At 42.4% G+C, this 15,974-nt stretch carries 27 protein-coding genes; all 27 read right to left on the bottom strand.

All coding sequences use genetic code 11. The features are described 5' to 3' along the window. Positions 1-60: 60 nt before the first annotated feature. The 27 genes from secY to J2T13_RS20940 all read right to left on the bottom strand — a co-directional run bounded on the left by secY (position 61) and on the right by J2T13_RS20940 (position 15,907). Positions 61-1,359 carry a preprotein translocase subunit SecY gene (secY, locus tag J2T13_RS21070; protein ID WP_429374326.1) on the bottom strand — a complete coding sequence of 433 codons (1,299 nt, stop codon included), beginning with the start codon at positions 1,357-1,359 and terminating at the stop codon, positions 61-63. Then, positions 1,359-1,799, bottom strand: a complete 441-nt coding sequence (gene rplO, locus J2T13_RS21065; protein ID WP_429374325.1) for a 50S ribosomal protein L15 — start codon at positions 1,797-1,799, stop codon at positions 1,359-1,361. Before rplO ends, secY begins: the two co-directional genes overlap by 1 nt. Positions 1,800-1,843: 44 nt before the next feature. Further along, entirely contained in the window at positions 1,844-2,029 is a 186-nt protein-coding gene (rpmD, locus tag J2T13_RS21060) for a 50S ribosomal protein L30 (RefSeq protein ID WP_429374324.1), read from the bottom strand. Positions 2,030-2,041: 12 nt separating this feature from the next. Then, entirely contained in the window at positions 2,042-2,539 is a 498-nt protein-coding gene (rpsE, locus tag J2T13_RS21055) for a 30S ribosomal protein S5 (protein WP_429374323.1), read from the bottom strand. A 27-nt stretch (positions 2,540-2,566) separates the two neighbouring features. Then, positions 2,567-2,935 carry a 50S ribosomal protein L18 gene (gene rplR, locus J2T13_RS21050; protein WP_429374322.1) on the bottom strand — a complete coding sequence of 123 codons (369 nt, stop codon included), beginning with the start codon at positions 2,933-2,935 and terminating at the stop codon, positions 2,567-2,569. An 83-nt stretch (positions 2,936-3,018) separates the two neighbouring features. Continuing rightward, positions 3,019-3,561 carry a 50S ribosomal protein L6 gene (rplF, locus tag J2T13_RS21045; RefSeq protein ID WP_429374321.1) on the bottom strand — a complete coding sequence of 181 codons (543 nt, stop codon included), beginning with the start codon at positions 3,559-3,561 and terminating at the stop codon, positions 3,019-3,021. A gap of 33 nt (positions 3,562-3,594) precedes the next feature. Further along, a complete protein-coding gene (rpsH, locus tag J2T13_RS21040) occupies positions 3,595-3,993 on the bottom strand; it encodes a 30S ribosomal protein S8 (RefSeq protein ID WP_044878706.1) in 399 nt (132 codons plus the stop codon). 31 nt (positions 3,994-4,024) lie between these two features. Then, positions 4,025-4,210, bottom strand: coding sequence for a type Z 30S ribosomal protein S14 (locus tag J2T13_RS21035; protein ID WP_429374320.1), 186 nt, complete (start codon positions 4,208-4,210; stop codon positions 4,025-4,027). A 48-nt stretch (positions 4,211-4,258) separates the two neighbouring features. Then, entirely contained in the window at positions 4,259-4,801 is a 543-nt protein-coding gene (gene rplE / locus J2T13_RS21030) for a 50S ribosomal protein L5 (protein ID WP_044878708.1), read from the bottom strand. Between the two features lie 30 nt (positions 4,802-4,831). Then, positions 4,832-5,185, bottom strand: a complete 354-nt coding sequence (rplX, locus tag J2T13_RS21025) for a 50S ribosomal protein L24 (RefSeq protein WP_044878709.1) — start codon at positions 5,183-5,185, stop codon at positions 4,832-4,834. A gap of 55 nt (positions 5,186-5,240) precedes the next feature. Continuing rightward, entirely contained in the window at positions 5,241-5,609 is a 369-nt protein-coding gene (gene rplN / locus J2T13_RS21020) for a 50S ribosomal protein L14 (protein ID WP_429374319.1), read from the bottom strand. Positions 5,610-5,646: 37 nt separating this feature from the next. Then, complete coding sequence (rpsQ, locus tag J2T13_RS21015; protein ID WP_429374318.1) at positions 5,647-5,913, bottom strand: 30S ribosomal protein S17; 267 nt, start codon at positions 5,911-5,913, stop codon at positions 5,647-5,649. A 43-nt stretch (positions 5,914-5,956) separates the two neighbouring features. Next, positions 5,957-6,154: a 50S ribosomal protein L29 gene (gene rpmC / locus J2T13_RS21010; RefSeq protein ID WP_429374317.1), complete on the bottom strand. Its 198-nt coding sequence runs from the start codon at positions 6,152-6,154 to the stop codon at positions 5,957-5,959. Next, positions 6,144-6,578, bottom strand: a complete 435-nt coding sequence (gene rplP / locus J2T13_RS21005) for a 50S ribosomal protein L16 (protein ID WP_429374316.1) — start codon at positions 6,576-6,578, stop codon at positions 6,144-6,146. The genes rpmC and rplP overlap by 11 nt, the downstream gene beginning before the upstream one ends. Positions 6,579-6,580: 2 nt before the next feature. After that, on the bottom strand, positions 6,581-7,246 hold the full coding sequence (gene rpsC / locus J2T13_RS21000) for a 30S ribosomal protein S3 (RefSeq protein WP_429374315.1): 666 nt from the start codon (positions 7,244-7,246) through the stop codon (positions 6,581-6,583). 13 nt (positions 7,247-7,259) lie between these two features. After that, positions 7,260-7,592 (bottom strand): 50S ribosomal protein L22, encoded by a 333-nt coding sequence (rplV, locus tag J2T13_RS20995; RefSeq protein ID WP_429374314.1) that lies wholly within the window; start codon positions 7,590-7,592, stop codon positions 7,260-7,262. Positions 7,593-7,627: 35 nt separating this feature from the next. After that, entirely contained in the window at positions 7,628-7,906 is a 279-nt protein-coding gene (gene rpsS, locus J2T13_RS20990; protein ID WP_429374313.1) for a 30S ribosomal protein S19, read from the bottom strand. A gap of 68 nt (positions 7,907-7,974) precedes the next feature. Beyond that, positions 7,975-8,805, bottom strand: a complete 831-nt coding sequence (gene rplB, locus J2T13_RS20985; RefSeq protein ID WP_429374312.1) for a 50S ribosomal protein L2 — start codon at positions 8,803-8,805, stop codon at positions 7,975-7,977. Positions 8,806-8,832: 27 nt separating this feature from the next. Continuing rightward, on the bottom strand, positions 8,833-9,126 hold the full coding sequence (rplW, locus tag J2T13_RS20980) for a 50S ribosomal protein L23 (RefSeq protein ID WP_429374311.1): 294 nt from the start codon (positions 9,124-9,126) through the stop codon (positions 8,833-8,835). Further along, a complete protein-coding gene (gene rplD / locus J2T13_RS20975; RefSeq protein WP_429374310.1) occupies positions 9,126-9,749 on the bottom strand; it encodes a 50S ribosomal protein L4 in 624 nt (207 codons plus the stop codon). The genes rplW and rplD overlap by 1 nt, the downstream gene beginning before the upstream one ends. Positions 9,750-9,774: 25 nt before the next feature. Further along, positions 9,775-10,398 carry a 50S ribosomal protein L3 gene (gene rplC, locus J2T13_RS20970; protein ID WP_429374309.1) on the bottom strand — a complete coding sequence of 208 codons (624 nt, stop codon included), beginning with the start codon at positions 10,396-10,398 and terminating at the stop codon, positions 9,775-9,777. A 41-nt stretch (positions 10,399-10,439) separates the two neighbouring features. Further along, positions 10,440-10,748, bottom strand: coding sequence for a 30S ribosomal protein S10 (rpsJ, locus tag J2T13_RS20965; RefSeq protein WP_102715347.1), 309 nt, complete (start codon positions 10,746-10,748; stop codon positions 10,440-10,442). A 400-nt stretch (positions 10,749-11,148) separates the two neighbouring features. Then, positions 11,149-12,339, bottom strand: a complete 1,191-nt coding sequence (gene tuf, locus J2T13_RS20960; RefSeq protein ID WP_429374350.1) for an elongation factor Tu — start codon at positions 12,337-12,339, stop codon at positions 11,149-11,151. A gap of 106 nt (positions 12,340-12,445) precedes the next feature. Further along, positions 12,446-14,524: an elongation factor G gene (fusA, locus tag J2T13_RS20955; protein WP_429374308.1), complete on the bottom strand. Its 2,079-nt coding sequence runs from the start codon at positions 14,522-14,524 to the stop codon at positions 12,446-12,448. Positions 14,525-14,577: 53 nt separating this feature from the next. After that, complete coding sequence (gene rpsG, locus J2T13_RS20950) at positions 14,578-15,048, bottom strand: 30S ribosomal protein S7 (protein WP_429374307.1); 471 nt, start codon at positions 15,046-15,048, stop codon at positions 14,578-14,580. A gap of 43 nt (positions 15,049-15,091) precedes the next feature. Continuing rightward, a complete protein-coding gene (gene rpsL, locus J2T13_RS20945) occupies positions 15,092-15,514 on the bottom strand; it encodes a 30S ribosomal protein S12 (protein ID WP_429374306.1) in 423 nt (140 codons plus the stop codon). A 141-nt stretch (positions 15,515-15,655) separates the two neighbouring features. Continuing rightward, the gene (locus J2T13_RS20940; RefSeq protein WP_429374305.1) at positions 15,656-15,907 is read right to left on the bottom strand and encodes a ribosomal L7Ae/L30e/S12e/Gadd45 family protein; all 252 of its coding nucleotides are present in this window, start codon (positions 15,905-15,907) and stop codon (positions 15,656-15,658) included. Positions 15,908-15,974: the final 67 nt, after the last annotated feature.

The raw sequence follows: 15,974 nt of genomic DNA, 5'->3' as shown, positions 1-15,974 counted from the left end.
CATTGCAAGAAATAACGCAACAGGCGCCGGGAAGTTCAACAACTTCTCCGGACCTATCCATTATTTATTAATGAAACCTTTATAATGGCGTTTGATCAATTGACTTTCGATTTGCTTCATAGTATCCAATGCTACACCAATAATGATGAGCAATGCAGTACCCCCGATTTGAACCGAGCTAGGCAAACCAGCCAAAGATCCTAATAATATTGGCATTAAAGAGATTACAGCAAGGAATATGGCACCAGACATAGTCAGACGAGACATAACTCTTGTCATATACTTCTCTGTTGCTTTCCCTGGGCGTATGCCTGGGATATATCCGCCATTCTTCTTCATATTATCAGCCATTTGTTGAGGATTCATCTGAACAAATGTATAAAAGAATGTAAAACCAATGATCATCATAACGTAGAGTACCATACCAAGAGGTTCATCATGTCTTAGGTTAACGGTAACCCATTTTGCCCACGCATGTGTAGACCAAAAGTTTGCAATAATAATTGGAAACTGTAGTAACGAAACGGCGAAGATAACTGGAATTACGCCTGCTGCATTTATCTTCAGCGGTATGTGCGTATTTTGTCCTCCGTACATTTTGTTACCAACAACGCGTTTAGCATATTGTACTGGAATCTTGCGAATACCTTGTTGAATAAATATTACTCCAACAATAATCGCCACGATCACAATAAGAATAATAATAGTCTTTAGTGAATTCATAAACAATTGATTCTCTTGAATGAAATCAGATTGAGCCGTTGTACGAATATACGTTGGGATATTTGCTACGATACCTGCGAAGATGATGATCGAGATCCCGTTACCAATACCCTTTTCCGTAATCTGCTCACCAAGCCACATTAGGAACGCTGTACCTGCAGTCAAAACGATTGCAATCAAAACATATTTACCAAATGTTGCATTAGGAATCATTTCGGTTCCATATAAACGGTTGAAACCGATAGACATCGCGAACGCTTGAATTAAACCTAATACTATCGTAGCATAACGTGTCAATTGTGTTGACTTTTTCTTACCATGCTCGCCTTGTTTCGCCCACTCAGCAAGCTTTGGAATAACATCCATTGAGAGCAATTGCACTATGATGGATGCTGTAATATATGGCGTAATTCCAAGGGCTAATATAGAGAACTGAGACAGTGCTCCACCCGAGAAAGTGTTGAGAAGACCAAACAATTCAGCACCTGCATTATTACTAGCGGTTAGGGCTTCTTTGTTTACTCCGGGAACCGGAATAAATGTGCCTATCCGATAAATAAATAGTACGAACAACGTGAACAAAATTCTTTTGCGAAGATCTTCAACATGCCAAATATTTCTAAGAGTCTTGAACATTAGATCACCTCGGTTTTACCGCCGGCAGCCTCGATTTTCTCCACCGCAGATTGAGAAAACTTATTCGCTTTGACAGACAGCTTAACTGTTACTTCGCCGTTGCCAAGAATCTTGATTCCGCTTTTAGCATTTTTCACGATTCCATTTTCGAACAAAAATTCTGGTGTTACTTCTGTATCTGCTGCAAAGTTGTTAAGATCTTCGATGTTTACGATCGCATATTCTTTACGCGTAGGATTTGTAAATCCGCGTTTAGGTAAGCGACGATACAACGGGTTTTGTCCACCTTCGAAACCGGGACGAACACCGCCGCCGGAACGAGAATTTTGACCCTTGTGGCCACGACCTGATGTTTTACCAGTACCACTACTAGTACCGCGTCCAACGCGTTTGCGTTCTTTACGGGCACCAGGGGTAGAGGAAAGCTCATGTAATTTCATCGTTCGTTGCACCTCCTTAAAATTTGTAAGTTAGTCTAAGTAGACTAACCTTCTATTTCTGAAACTGATACTAAATGGCTCACTTTATTGATCATTCCACGAATAGCAGGATTGTCGTTATGAACCACGATTTGGTTGATTTTACGCAAACCTAATGTATTAACAGTCGTACGTTGAGTCTCAGGACGACCAATTAGACTACGGACAAGGGTAACTTGAAGTTTAGTCATGACATTCACTCCTTAACCGAGCAACTCTTCGACGGATTTGCCGCGTAATTTCGCAACATCCTCAGCGCGTTTTAGACGGGATAAACCTTCTAAAGTTGCGTTGACCACATTCATGGAGTTCGAAGAACCCAAAGATTTTGTCAAGATATCTCCTACACCAGCTAGTTCAAGAACAGCACGTACAGGACCACCGGCAATAACTCCAGTACCTTCAGATGCTGGCTTCAACAAAACAAGACCGGCACCAAAGTGACCTGTAACAAGGTGAGGAATGGTTGTTCCAACAAGCGGAACATGAATCAGATTTTTCTTAGCATCATCGATGCCTTTACGGATCGCATCAGGTACTTCGCCAGCTTTACCGATACCAGCGCCAACATAACCTTTACCATCGCCGACAACTACCAACGCGCTAAAGCTAAAACGGCGTCCGCCTTTTACAACTTTAGATACGCGGTTAATATTTACAACTCTTTCAGTCAGTTCTAAAGTATTCGGATCTACACGCAAGTCGTTAACCTCCTTTTTAAAAATGTCTTAGAATTCTAGCCCTGCTTCACGAGCTGCATCAGCAAGTGCTTGAATCCGTCCGTGGTACAAGTAACCTCCGCGGTCAAAAACAACAGATGCAACACCTTTATCCTTCGCACGTTTAGCGATCAATTCGCCAACTTTACGAGCGGATTCTACGTTACCACCATTGCTGATTCCTTCGCTAAGTCCCTTATCAACAGTAGATGCTGATACGATCGTTACGCCAGTTACATCATCAATTAGTTGAGCATAGATATGTTTTGAAGAACGGAATACGTTAAGACGTGGACGTTCAACGGTTCCAGTAATTTTCTTACGAACACGAAGATGTCTTCTTACACGCGCTTTGTTCTTATCTTGTTTGTTAATCATGACTTCCATTTCACTCCTTTCAGTTTGCCTTCAAAGCTCTACTTTAAGACGCACAAGGTAAAAGATAGATAAGAAAAAATAATTTATTTTTTCTTACCAGCTTTACCTTCCTTACGGATAATGCGTTCACCTTCATACTTAATTCCTTTACCTTTGTAAGGTTCAGGCTCGCGTACGGAACGAATCTCAGCAGCATAGGCACCTACGCGCTCTTTATCGATTCCCTTAACGGTGATTTTTGTATTAACAGGTACTTCAAATTCGATACCTGGCTCTGGAGAAATTTCAACTGGGTGAGAGTAACCTACGTTCAATACGATTTTATCTCCGGATTTGCTTGCACGATACCCGACCCCAACCAATTCCAGATTCTTCGTAAATCCTTCAGTTACACCCGTAACCATATTATTGACAACGCTGCGAGTTGTTCCGTGAAGGGAACGATGCGTTTTGTTATCAGATGGACGGTTTACATTGATTTCGTTGTTATCTACCGTTACTATCATGTCTTTATGAAGTTCACGGGTCAAAGTCCCCTTAGGTCCCTTAACTGTGATAACTGTCTTATTAAGTGTGATTTCTACACCACTTGGTACTGCTATAGGCTTGCGACCAATACGAGACATGTGTGTTGCACCTCCTTGTCTTGTGACATTATATTACCAAACGTAGCAGACAACTTCTCCGCCAGCTTTTGATTGACGAGCTTCTTTATCCGTTATAACTCCCTTTGAAGTGGAGATAATCGCAATACCTAGACCGCCTAGAACACGAGGAACTTCATTACTCTTCGTGTATACGCGAAGGCCTGGTTTACTGATTCTCTTCAAACCGGTAATAACGCGCTCATTATTTTGACCATATTTCAAGAAAATACGGATAATCCCTTGTTTGTTATCAGCGATAACTTCTGCATCACGAATGAAACCTTCACGCTTCAAGATATCAGCGATTTGTTTCTTCATAGTTGATGCAGGCATTTCTACTGTCTCATGGCGTACTGTATTAGCGTTACGAATACGAGTCAGCATATCTGCAATTGGATCAGACATAGTCATGTGTGTAAACCTCCTTCCCGTTATGGACTTCTTACCAGCTTGCTTTTTTCACGCCAGGAATCTGGCCCTTATGAGCTAATTCACGGAAACAAATTCTGCAAATTTTAAACTTTTGCAGCACCGAATGCGGACGACCACAACGCTCACAGCGAGTATAAGCACGAACCTTATATTTTGGTGTACGTTGTTGTTTTACTACCATCGAAGTTTTTGCCACTTTAGCCTGACACCTCCTAATAATTTTCGGAGAAATTAATTTGCGAAATTACTTCGCAAAAGGCATTCCCAGTTGAGCCAAGAGCTCGCGGGATTCTTCATCTGTATTGGCTGTCGTTACGATAACGATATCCATTCCACGAACTTTATCTATTTTGTCATACTCTATTTCAGGGAAGATTAATTGATCCTTAAGTCCAAGTGTGTAGTTACCACGTCCATCAAATGCTTTGGTGGATACACCGTGGAAGTCACGAACACGAGCAAGTGTTACATTGAACAATTTATCCAAGAAATAGTACATACGTTCACCGCGAAGAGTAACCTTCACGCCGATTGGCATATTCTCACGTAATTTAAATCCAGCGATGGATTTCTTTGCACGAGTAATGACCGGTTTTTGACCTGCAATCAGTTGCATATCATTAACAGCGGCATCAAGTACTTTAGAATTCGAAACAGCTTCACCAACACCCATGTTGATTACTACTTTCTCAATTTTCGGCACTTGCATGACTGTCGTATAATTAAACTTCTGCATCAAAGCAGGTGTAATTTCGTTCAAGAAACGTTCTTTCATTCTTACTGCCATGGATCACAAACCTCCTTTCTTCACTATTCCTTAGTCGATAACTTCTCCGGATTTTTTCGCTACGCGAACTTTTTTTCCGTTATCCAATACTTTGTATCCGATGCGAGTTACGCTTCCGCTCTTAGGATCAATATGCATCACGTTTGATACGTGAATAGCTGCTTCTTGATCAATGATACCGCCTTGCGGGTTAGCTTGGTTAGGCTTTTGGTGTTTTTTCACCATATTGACGCCTTCCACTAGTACCCGATTGTGACGAGGATAAGCTGCAATGACACGGCCTTTTTTACCTTTGTCTTTACCGCTGATCACCATAACTGTATCATCTTTTTTCACATGAAGTTTATGGCTATGGGATTCTAGAACTTTTTTAACTTTTGGCATTTGTTACACCTCCTGCGGCTTGCGATACGTTGCAAGAACTTTAAGGGTATTAGATTTAGATAACTTCTGGTGCCAAGGAAACGATTTTCATGAAATCTCTGTCGCGAAGTTCGCGAGCAACAGGTCCAAAAATACGAGTTCCACGTGGGCTCTTATCATCTTTAACAACAACCGCTGCATTTTCATCAAAAGCGATATATGAACCGTCTTTACGACGAACTGTACGTTTAGTGCGAACTACAACAGCTTTAACGACATCACCTTTTTTGACAACGCCGCCTGGTGTTGCCTGTTTTACTGCACACACGATCATATCACCAATTGCTGCTGTACGACGACCAGTTCCTCCCAAAACGCGGATACACATTAGTTCCTTCGCTCCGGAGTTGTCTGCTACATGCAAACGTGTAAATGGTTGAATCATTGATATTTCCTCCTTTCGAAAAAAACCTGTAACTGGTTTAGATAATTACCGCTTTTTCAACGATTTCTACTAATCTCCAGCGTTTATCCTTAGAAAGCGGACGAGTTTCCATTATTTTAACGGTATCTCCAATTTTAGCTGTATTATTCTCATCATGCGCTTTAAATTTCTTAGTTGATTTAAGACGCTTGTGATACAACTTATGCGTTTTGTGTGTCTCAACAGCAATAACGATTGTTTTGTCCATTTTGTCGCTGACTACTTTACCGAATTGCACTTTCCGAGCATTGCGTTCTTCGCTCATAGTTAGCCTCCTTCCTGAATATAGACAAGAATGTCCGATTCAATTAACTAATGCCGAGTATTCTCTCATGAATTATAGTTTTAGCACGAGCTATTTCTTTACGTACATCACGAATCCGCATAGGGTTATCAAGCTGACCGGTAGCCAGTTGAAAACGGAGATTAAAGAGTTCTTCTTTAAATCCGGATATTTTTTGCTCTATCTCAGTAGAGGTTAGGTTGCGAAATTCACTAGCTTTCATTTGCTTCACCGCCCAATTCTTCACGTTTCACAAACTTCGTTTTCACTGGTAGTTTATGAGAAGCAAGACGCATCGCTTCACGAGCGATATCCTCAGGTACTCCACCAAGTTCAAACATAATCTTGCCTGGTTTTACTACAGCAACCCATTTCTCCACGTTACCTTTACCACTACCCATCCGCACTTCTAGAGGCTTCTGTGTAACTGGTTTGTCCGGGAAGATTTTAATCCAAACTTTACCGCCACGTTTGATATAACGAGTCATTGCAATACGCGCAGCCTCGATTTGACGGTTAGTGATCCATGAAGGCTCTGTAGCTTGAAGACCGAATTCGCCGAATTTCAGCTCAGTACCGCCTTTTGCCATACCTCTCATGTGACCGCGTTGTTGTTTACGGTGTTTTACACGTTTTGGTACCAACATGATTAGTTGCCTCCTTCCTGAGCAGCTTGTTTCTTAGCCGGAGGAAGAACCTCACCACGATAGATCCACACTTTCACGCCAATACGGCCGTAAGTTGTAGCCGCTTCAGCTGTACCATAGTCAATATCAGCACGAAGCGTATGAAGTGGAACAGTTCCTTCGCTGTAGCCTTCCGAACGAGCGATCTCAGCACCGCCAAGACGTCCGCCGACTTTCGTTTTAATACCTTTAGCGCCTGAACGCATTGTTCTTTGCATTGCTTGTTTCAGTGCACGACGGAAGGAAACACGACGTTCCAATTGTTGTGCAATGCTTTCAGCAACAAGAATTGCATCTAGCTCAGGGTGTTTGATTTCAGAGATGTTGATGTGAACTTTCTTACCATCAGCGATTTTAGTAATTTGGCTCCGTAGTACTTCTACTTCAGAACCGCCCTTACCAATAACCATACCTGGTTTCGCTGTATGGATCGTAACATTCACGCGATTTGCTGCTCTCTCAATTTCGATATGAGAAACAGCTGAATCTTTTAATTTATTTTTAACGTATTCACGAATTTTGATGTCTTCAAGCAAAAGAGTACCGAAATCTTTGCCTGCAAACCACTTAGATTCCCAATCACGGATAATACCTATCCGAAGTCCTACTGGATTTATCTTCTGGCCCACACGTTATCCCTCCTTATTTCTCAGATACCACCAAAGTAATGTGGCTTGTGCGTTTATTTATACGACTTGCGCGTCCCATCGCACGAGGACGGAAACGTTTCATCGTAGGTCCTTGGTTGACATAAGCTTCAGTAACAACCAATTTATTAACATCTAATGAGTAATTATGCTCAGCATTGGCAATCGCCGAGTTAAGCAACTTCTCCACTACCGGGGAAGAAGCTTTCGGAGTGTGGCGAAGAATTGCGATCGCTTCACCAACTTGCTTGCCGCGAATCAAATCGATAACCAATCGAACTTTACGAGAAGAAATTCGAATAGATTTAGCATGTGCTTTTGCTTCCATTGTTTTACCTCCTCTCAGACAAAGAGATTAAAATATTATCTTCTTGTTTTCTTGTCATCATCCGAATGACCTTTGTAAGTACGCGTTGGAGCGAACTCGCCCAATTTGTGACCTACCATATCTTCCGTTACGTATACTGGCACGTGTTTACGTCCATCATATACGCCAAATGTAAGCCCGATAAACTGTGGGAAAATAGTGGAACGACGTGACCAAGTTTTGATTACTGCCTTTTTGTCCGAATCGATCATAACTTCAACTTTTTTCAACAGGTAACCATCAATGAATGGTCCTTTTTTTAAGCTGCGACTCATATGTGAATCCTCCCTTCATCAAATCTCTCGTTACTTTCGGCACTTCACAAAGTTATGCACAGTGTGCATTATTTTGTGCGGCGGCGAACGATATATTTGTCAGAAGCTTTGCCTTTTTTACGGGTCTTGTATCCAAGAGTTGGTTTACCCCAAGGAGACAATGGAGATTTCCGTCCGATTGGAGCGCGACCTTCACCACCACCGTGTGGGTGATCGTTAGGGTTCATTACTACCCCGCGCACTTCTGGGCGTCTTCCTAACCAGCGACTACGTCCTGCTTTACCGATTTTGATTAGTTCGTGGTCACCATTACCAACAGAACCGATCGTAGCACGGCAAACCTTCAGGATATGGCGAACTTCACCGGAAGATAGACGAATGGATACGTATTTCTCTTCCTTACCAAGAAGTTGAGCTTCAGTACCAGCTGCACGTACCAATTGTCCACCTTTACCTGGTTGCAATTCGATGTTGTGGATAACTGTACCTACCGGAATATTCTCCAAAGGAAGAGCATTACCGATTTTGATATCAGAACTAGGTCCGGATTCAACTTGATCTCCGACTTTCAATCCTTTAGGAGCGATAATATAACGTTTCTCTCCATCAGCATAATGAATCAGAGCAATATTGGAAGTACGGTTCGGATCGTATTCAATCGTAGCAACGCGACCTGGTATGCCGTCTTTAGTCCGTTTGAAGTCAATAATACGGTATTTACGTTTGTGTCCACCGCCATGATGACGAACGGTAATTTTACCTTGGTTATTACGACCCGCTGTTTTGCTTAGGGGTGCCAACAATGATTTCTCCGGTTGATCAGTTGTGATCTCTTCAAACGTAGACACTGACATGTTACGTCTGGCCGGGGATGTCGGTTTATACTTTTTAATGGGCACTGAATTTCCCTCCTAACTTTAGCAATTTTACTCTACAGATTCAAAAAATTCTAACGGCTTGCTATCTTTACTAAGCGATACAATGGCTTTTTTCCATTCTGGTGTATAACCAGAATATTTACCATAACGTTTAGGTTTTTGCGGTACACGCATTGTATTAACATTCGTTACTTTAACTTTGAAAATAGCTTCGACAGCTTGCTTGATCTCGGTTTTGTTGGAACGGATATCAACTTCAAAAGCATATTTCATATCGCTCATATAGTCGGCCGTACGTTCCGTAATTACCGGACGCTTAATCACATCGCGCGGATCCTTCATTACGCGAACACCTCCTCTACCTTCTGAACTGCTTCCTTCGTAATGATCAACTTGTCGTATAGAAGCACGTCAAGGACATTAATGCCGTCCGCTGCTACAAATTTCACACCTGGAATGTTACGTGATGCTAATGCAACCACGTCATCATAACTAGGAGCTACGATAAGAGCCTTACGGTCTACTTTCAAGTTGTTCAATATTGCAACAAACTCTTTTGTTTTTGGTGAAGTCAATGTAAGTGCATCTAGGACGATAATATTATTATCAATCACTTTAGAAGACAATGCAGACTTAATTGCCAAACGACGAACCTTCTTAGGCAGTTTAAATGTATAGCTGCGTGGAGTTGGTCCAAATACTACGCCGCCGCCTTTCCATTGTGGCGAACGAATAGAACCCTGACGAGCACGACCTGTACCTTTTTGTTTCCAAGGCTTACGTCCACCACCGCGGACTTCAGAACGCCCTTTAACTTTGTGGGTACCACGACGTAGCGAAGCTCTTTGTAGCAAGACAGCTTCATTCATAACATGTACGTGCGGTTCAATACCGAATACAGTGTCACTCAATTCCACTTCTCCTACTTCTTTTCCGCTGACATTAAAAAGCACTACTTTTGGCACTTTTGTTCCTCCTTTCTTTGGGTGATTATTTCTTCACCGTTTCTTTAATTTTCACAAAGCTGTTTTTAGGTCCTGGAATAGCACCTTTTATTAGAAGAACGTTACGTTCTACATCCACTTTGATCACTTCAAGCTTTTGTACTGTAATTGTTGTGTGACCCATGTGTCCTGGAAGGCGTTTGCCTTTAGGAACGCGGTTCGCTTGGATAGAACCCATTGAACCTGGTCTACGGTGATAACGCGATCCGTGAGCCATTGGTCCGCGGCTTTGTCCCCAACGTTTAATTACCCCTTGGAAACCTTTACCCTTGGAAGTACCAGTTACGTCAACAAATTCACCTACTGTGAAGACATCAGCCTTCAACTCCTGACCCACTTCAACAGTTGTGGAGTCAATCCCGCGAATTTCGCGAACGTAGCGCTTAGGCGTAGCGTTTGCTTTCTTCGCATGACCTGCTTCAGGTTTGTTTGCGTTTTTCTCTTTCTTGTCAGAGAAGCCCAGTTGAACAGCTACATAGCCATCGTTTTCTAGGTCTTTCTTCTGCAATACAACACAAGGGCCTGCTTCGATTACCGTTACAGGAATTACATTACCTTCTGGGGTAAATACTTGAGTCATTCCGAGTTTTTTTCCTAAGATACCTTTCATGTTGACACCTCATTTCCTTTCAATATTCTCTTAAAGAGAAATTACAATTTGATTTCAATATCTACACCGGACGGCAGGTCCAAGCGCATTAAGGCATCCACAGTTTGTGGAGTCGGGTTCACAATATCGATCAAACGCTTATGTGTGCGTTGTTCGAATTGTTCCCGCGAATCCTTATACTTGTGTACCGCACGGAGAACGGTGATAATTTGTTTTTCAGTTGGAAGTGGAATTGGTCCGGAAACACTTGCACCCGAACGTTTTGCAGTTTCAACAATTTTCTCTGCGGATTGATCAAGAATTCTGTGATCGTAAGCTTTCAAACGAATACGAATTTTTTGCTTTGCCATTATAGTCCCTCCTTCTATCGCCCAATTTGGTATCGGACATACTCCGCGAAAATTTTCTAACCAACCGCCCCATGGCAAAGGGGCCTGGTGTGTCAGTAACCTCTCGCATCATCGCAACGTCTCAGAACAACATTCATTATTATATATAATTATTGCCTATAATGCAAGTACTAAATAGATATATTCATAATTTACTGGCTCACAAAAATATATATTACACCTTTTCTTATAATGAAGCAACTCTAAATCATCATTTACATATAAAACCCATAAAAAGAGCTCTCAACCTTACCGAGAGTAAGGACGAGAGCTCTTTAATTTTCGTTTACGATACATTGTTGCTAGTTACAGTACACTGTTGCTTAGTATTACTCTATTTGTTAAAGACCAAAGTCTTATATTACTTAGTGATTGTTGCAACTGAACCAGCGCCCACTGTACGGCCGCCTTCACGAATGGAGAATTTAGTACCATCTTCAATCGCGATTGGGTTGATCAATGTAACAGTTACAGTGATGTTGTCCCCAGGCATAACCATTTCAGTACCTTCTGGCAAAGTGATGACACCCGTTACGTCAGTTGTACGGAAGTAGAACTGTGGACGGTAACCAGTAAAGAAAGGTTTATGACGTCCGCCTTCTTCTTTTGTCAAAACGTAGATTTGTGCAGAAAAATCTGTGTGTGGTTTAACAGTACCTGGTTTAGCAAGTACTTGACCACGCTCGATTTGTGTACGATCAACACCACGAAGCAATGCTCCGATGTTGTCACCTGCTTGAGCGGAATCTAGCAATTTGCGGAACATTTCCACACCAGTAACTACTGATTTCTTAGATTCTTCATGAATACCAATGATTTCGATTTCTTCGCCGACTTTAACAGTACCACGTTCTACACGACCTGTAGCAACGGTACCGCGACCAGTGATGGAGAATACGTCCTCGACAGGCATCAAGAAAGGTTTTTCAGTATCACGAATTGGATCTGGTACATACTCGTCGATAACTTTGAACATTTCAACGATTTTTGCAGCCCATTCTCCGTCTGGATTAGCCAAAGCTTCACGAGCGGAACCTTGGAAAATTGGAGTATCATCGCCTGGGAAATCATATTCATTCAACAGGTCACGAACTTCCATTTCAACTAGTTCTAGCAACTCTTCATCATCAACCATATCACATTTGTTCAAGAAAACTACGATGTAAGGAACACCTACTTGTTTGGACAAAAGGATGTGCTCGCGAGTTTGTGGCATAGGACCATCAGCCGCGGAAACTACCAAGATAGCTCCATCCATTTGTGCAGCACCAGTAATCATGTTCTTAACATAGTCGGCGTGACCTGGGCAGTCAACGTGAGCATAGTGACGATTAGGTGTTTCGTACTCAACGTGAGATGTGGAGATAGTGATACCACGTTCGCGCTCTTCTGGTGCTTTATCGATTTGGTCGAATGCTATTGCTGCACCACCATAAGTCTTGGACAGTACAGAAGTAATTGCAGCAGTAAGTGTAGTTTTACCATGATCGACGTGACCGATAGTTCCGATGTTAACGTGAGTTTTGTTACGTTCAAATTTAGCCTTTGCCATTTTAAACATTTCCTCCTTTAAATATGAATTATTTATGTTATGTTGAGCGGAATGTAGCAAATCTTAGATTGCTGCAACCTCGCTTAACATGAAAACGATATTAGGATTATTCTCCGCCTTTAGCCTTGGAAACAATCTCTTCAGCGATGCTCTTCGGAACTTCTTCATAGTGAGAAAGCTCCATCGAGAACGTACCGCGTCCTTGCGTACCAGAACGAAGTGTTGTTGAATATCCAAACATTTCAGACAAAGGCACCTTGGAACGAATGATTTGAGCTCCTGCGCGCGCATCCATACCTTCGATACGACCACGACGAGAGTTCAGCATACCCATAACGTCACCCATGTACTCTTCTGGTACTGTAACTTCAACTTTCATGATTGGCTCTAACAGGACAGCCTTACACTTCTCTTTAGCTGCTTTAAGCGCTAAAGAACCTGCCACTTTAAATGCCATTTCATTGGAATCGACGTCATGATAAGAACCATCAACAATGGTAGCTTTAACATCAACAAGCGGGAAGCCTGCAATGACACCATTCTTCATTGATTCTTCAATACCTGCAAGTGCTGGAGCGATGTATTCTCTAGGTACAGAACCACCCACTACTTTACTTTCAAACACATTACCTGAGCCTGCTTCAAGAGGTTCAAATTCAACCCAAACGTGACCATATTGTCCACGACCACCGGATTGACGTACGAACTTACCTTCAACACGTGCAGGTTGACGGAATGTCTCACGGTATGCCACTTGTGGTTTACCAACATTCGTTTCCACTTTGAACTCACGACGCATACGGTCGATGATGATATCAAGGTGAAGTTCGCCCATACCTGCCAGAATAGTTTGCCCAGTCTCTTCATCTGTATGAGCACGTAGAGTAGGATCTTCTTCTGTCAGTTTACCAAGAGCAACACCAAGTTTATCTTGGTCAGCTTTAGTCTTAGGTTCTACAGCAATTTCGATAACCGGATCAGGGAAGTTCATAGATTCCAGAATTACTGGATGCTTCTCATCACACAGTGTATCGCCTGTACTTGTATCTTTCAATCCTACAGCAGACGCAATATCACCTGAATATACATCAGAGATTTCTTGACGAGCGTTGGCATGCATCTGAAGAATACGTCCGATCCGTTCGCGTTTACCCTTCGTTGCATTCAGTACATATGAACCGGATTGTAACACACCGGAATATACACGGAAGAACGTAAGTTTACCCACATAAGGATCCGTCATAATTTTAAATGCAAGTGCTGAGAAAGGTTCTTCATCAGAAGATTTACGGATCGTTTCCGTACCGTCTTCAAGGTGTCCGACGATCGCTGGAACGTCAGTCGGAGCTGGAAGATAGTCGATAACGGCGTCCATCATCAATTGAACCCCTTTGTTACGATAAGAAGAACCACAGATTACTGGGAAGATCTTAACTTCCACAACACCTTTACGAAGAGCAGCTTTTAGCTCTGCGATTGTGATTTCTTCCCCTTCTAGATACTTCATTGTTAACTCTTCGTCCAGTTCAGCTACTTTTTCAACTAGCTCTGCACGCAGTGTTGCAACTTGTTCTAGAAATTCAGCAGGGATGTCTGTAACTTCGATATTTTGACCTAAATCGTCATGAAACATATGAGCTTTTTCTTCAATAAGGTCAATAATACCGTCGAAATCATTCTCTGCGCCAATCGGTAATTGAATAGCAATCGCGTTCGCACGAAGACGGTCACGCATGCTTTCAATAACATTCAAATAGTCTGCACCGATAATATCCATTTTGTTAACATATGCAATACGAGGTACGTCATAACGGTCAGCCTGTCTCCATACGGTTTCCGACTGAGGTTCTACACCCTCTTTAGCACTGAAAACTCCTACTGCCCCATCCAATACACGTAGGGAACGTTCAACTTCAACTGTGAAGTCAACGTGCCCTGGGGTATCAATGATATTGATGCGGTGACCCTTCCATTGAGCAGTTGTAGCAGCGGAAGTAATTGTAATCCCGCGCTCCTGTTCTTGCTCCATCCAGTCCATTGTAGCAGCACCCTCGTGAACTTCCCCGATTTTGTGCGTACGGCCTGTATAGAACAAGATTCGCTCTGTAGTGGTAGTTTTACCAGCATCAATATGCGCCATGATCCCGATATTACGTGTATTTTGCAAGGAGAACTCTCTTGACATGAAATAGTCTCCCTTCAAATAAATAATTTATATTATTTATATACGAGCTGATTCTACCAACGGTAGTGAGCAAACGCTTTGTTCGCTTCAGCCATTTTGTGTGTATCTTCGCGTTTCTTAACAGAAGCGCCTGTGTTGTTGGAAGCATCAATGATTTCAGCTGCTAAGCGTTCTTCCATTGTCTTCTCACCGCGGTTGCGAGAGTAATTAACTAACCAACGTAGACCTAATGCCGTACGTCTTTCTGGTTTAACTTCGATCGGCACTTGGTAGTTAGCACCACCTACACGACGAGCTTTAACCTCTAGAACTGGCATGATGTTCTTGATTGCTGCTTCAAATACTTCCATTGGGTCATTACCCGTACGTTCTTGAATAAGCTTGAACGAATTGTATAGAATACTTGCAGCAACCCCTCTCTTACCATCCAGCATGATGCGGTTGATAAGGCGAGTAACTAATTTGCTGTTATACAGCGGATCTGGCAATACGTCTCTTTTTGTAACTGGACCTTTGCGTGGCATGGATATCCCCCTTTCCTTACGTCATTGATTCATTTAGAATTTACTATTGTTTTTTTACTTTAGGACGTTTAGCACCGTATTTAGAACGAGCTTGCATCCGGTTGTTAACACCTGCTGTATCTAGAGCTCCGCGAACGATATGATAACGAACCCCTGCAAGGTCCTTTACTTTTCCTCCACGAATCAATACAACACTGTGCTCTTGAAGGTTATGTCCAATACCCGGGATGTAAGCAGTCACCTCGATACGGTTCGTCAAACGAACACGAGCATATTTACGAAGCGCTGAGTTTGGTTTACGTGGAGTCATTGTACCTACACGTGTACAAACACCGCGTTTTTGTGGAGCACTCAAATCAGTATCGTGACGTTTCAAAGCGTTATACCCTTTTTGTAAAGCAGGGGACTTTGATTTGTAGATCTTGGCTTGACGTCCTTTACGAACTAGTTGATTAATTGTTGGCATGTTATTGCCACCCCCTTCCCATATTTCTATCTCTCACAAACCGACTTTCAAGTCCACAGACCCAGGCGGTTCATTAAAGAGCAAATGAAAAGTTTTTGCCGAAAGAAAACAACTCTTCCCCAACAAAAACATCACTTATAGCTATTGTTTAATGACGGCAGCCATTGCTGCACCCACTTCAATGCTGCATGCTTCGCCCAATTCAATCATGGTATCCACATACGTGATTTTAACACCGTGTTTCTCACACAGCACTACAATCTTTGAAATAAGTCGTTGATCCGCATCGTTCGCTACATAGACTTCTGTAGCTTGGCCCAATTCCACAGCGCGTGTGGTTTGTTTGGTCCCGATTCTCACATGAGCATCCTGTAACCCTTTATCATTAGACATCTTTACGATTCCTCCAAAAATAACAGGAATAAAGCCTCAACTACTCACGCACCTCTGATATATTAGC

Source organism: Paenibacillus sp. DS2015, assembly GCF_050433705.1.
Taxonomy (GTDB): domain Bacteria; phylum Bacillota; class Bacilli; order Paenibacillales; family Paenibacillaceae; genus Paenibacillus_AQ.
This window is presented reverse-complemented; position numbering and strand designations above follow the sequence as displayed.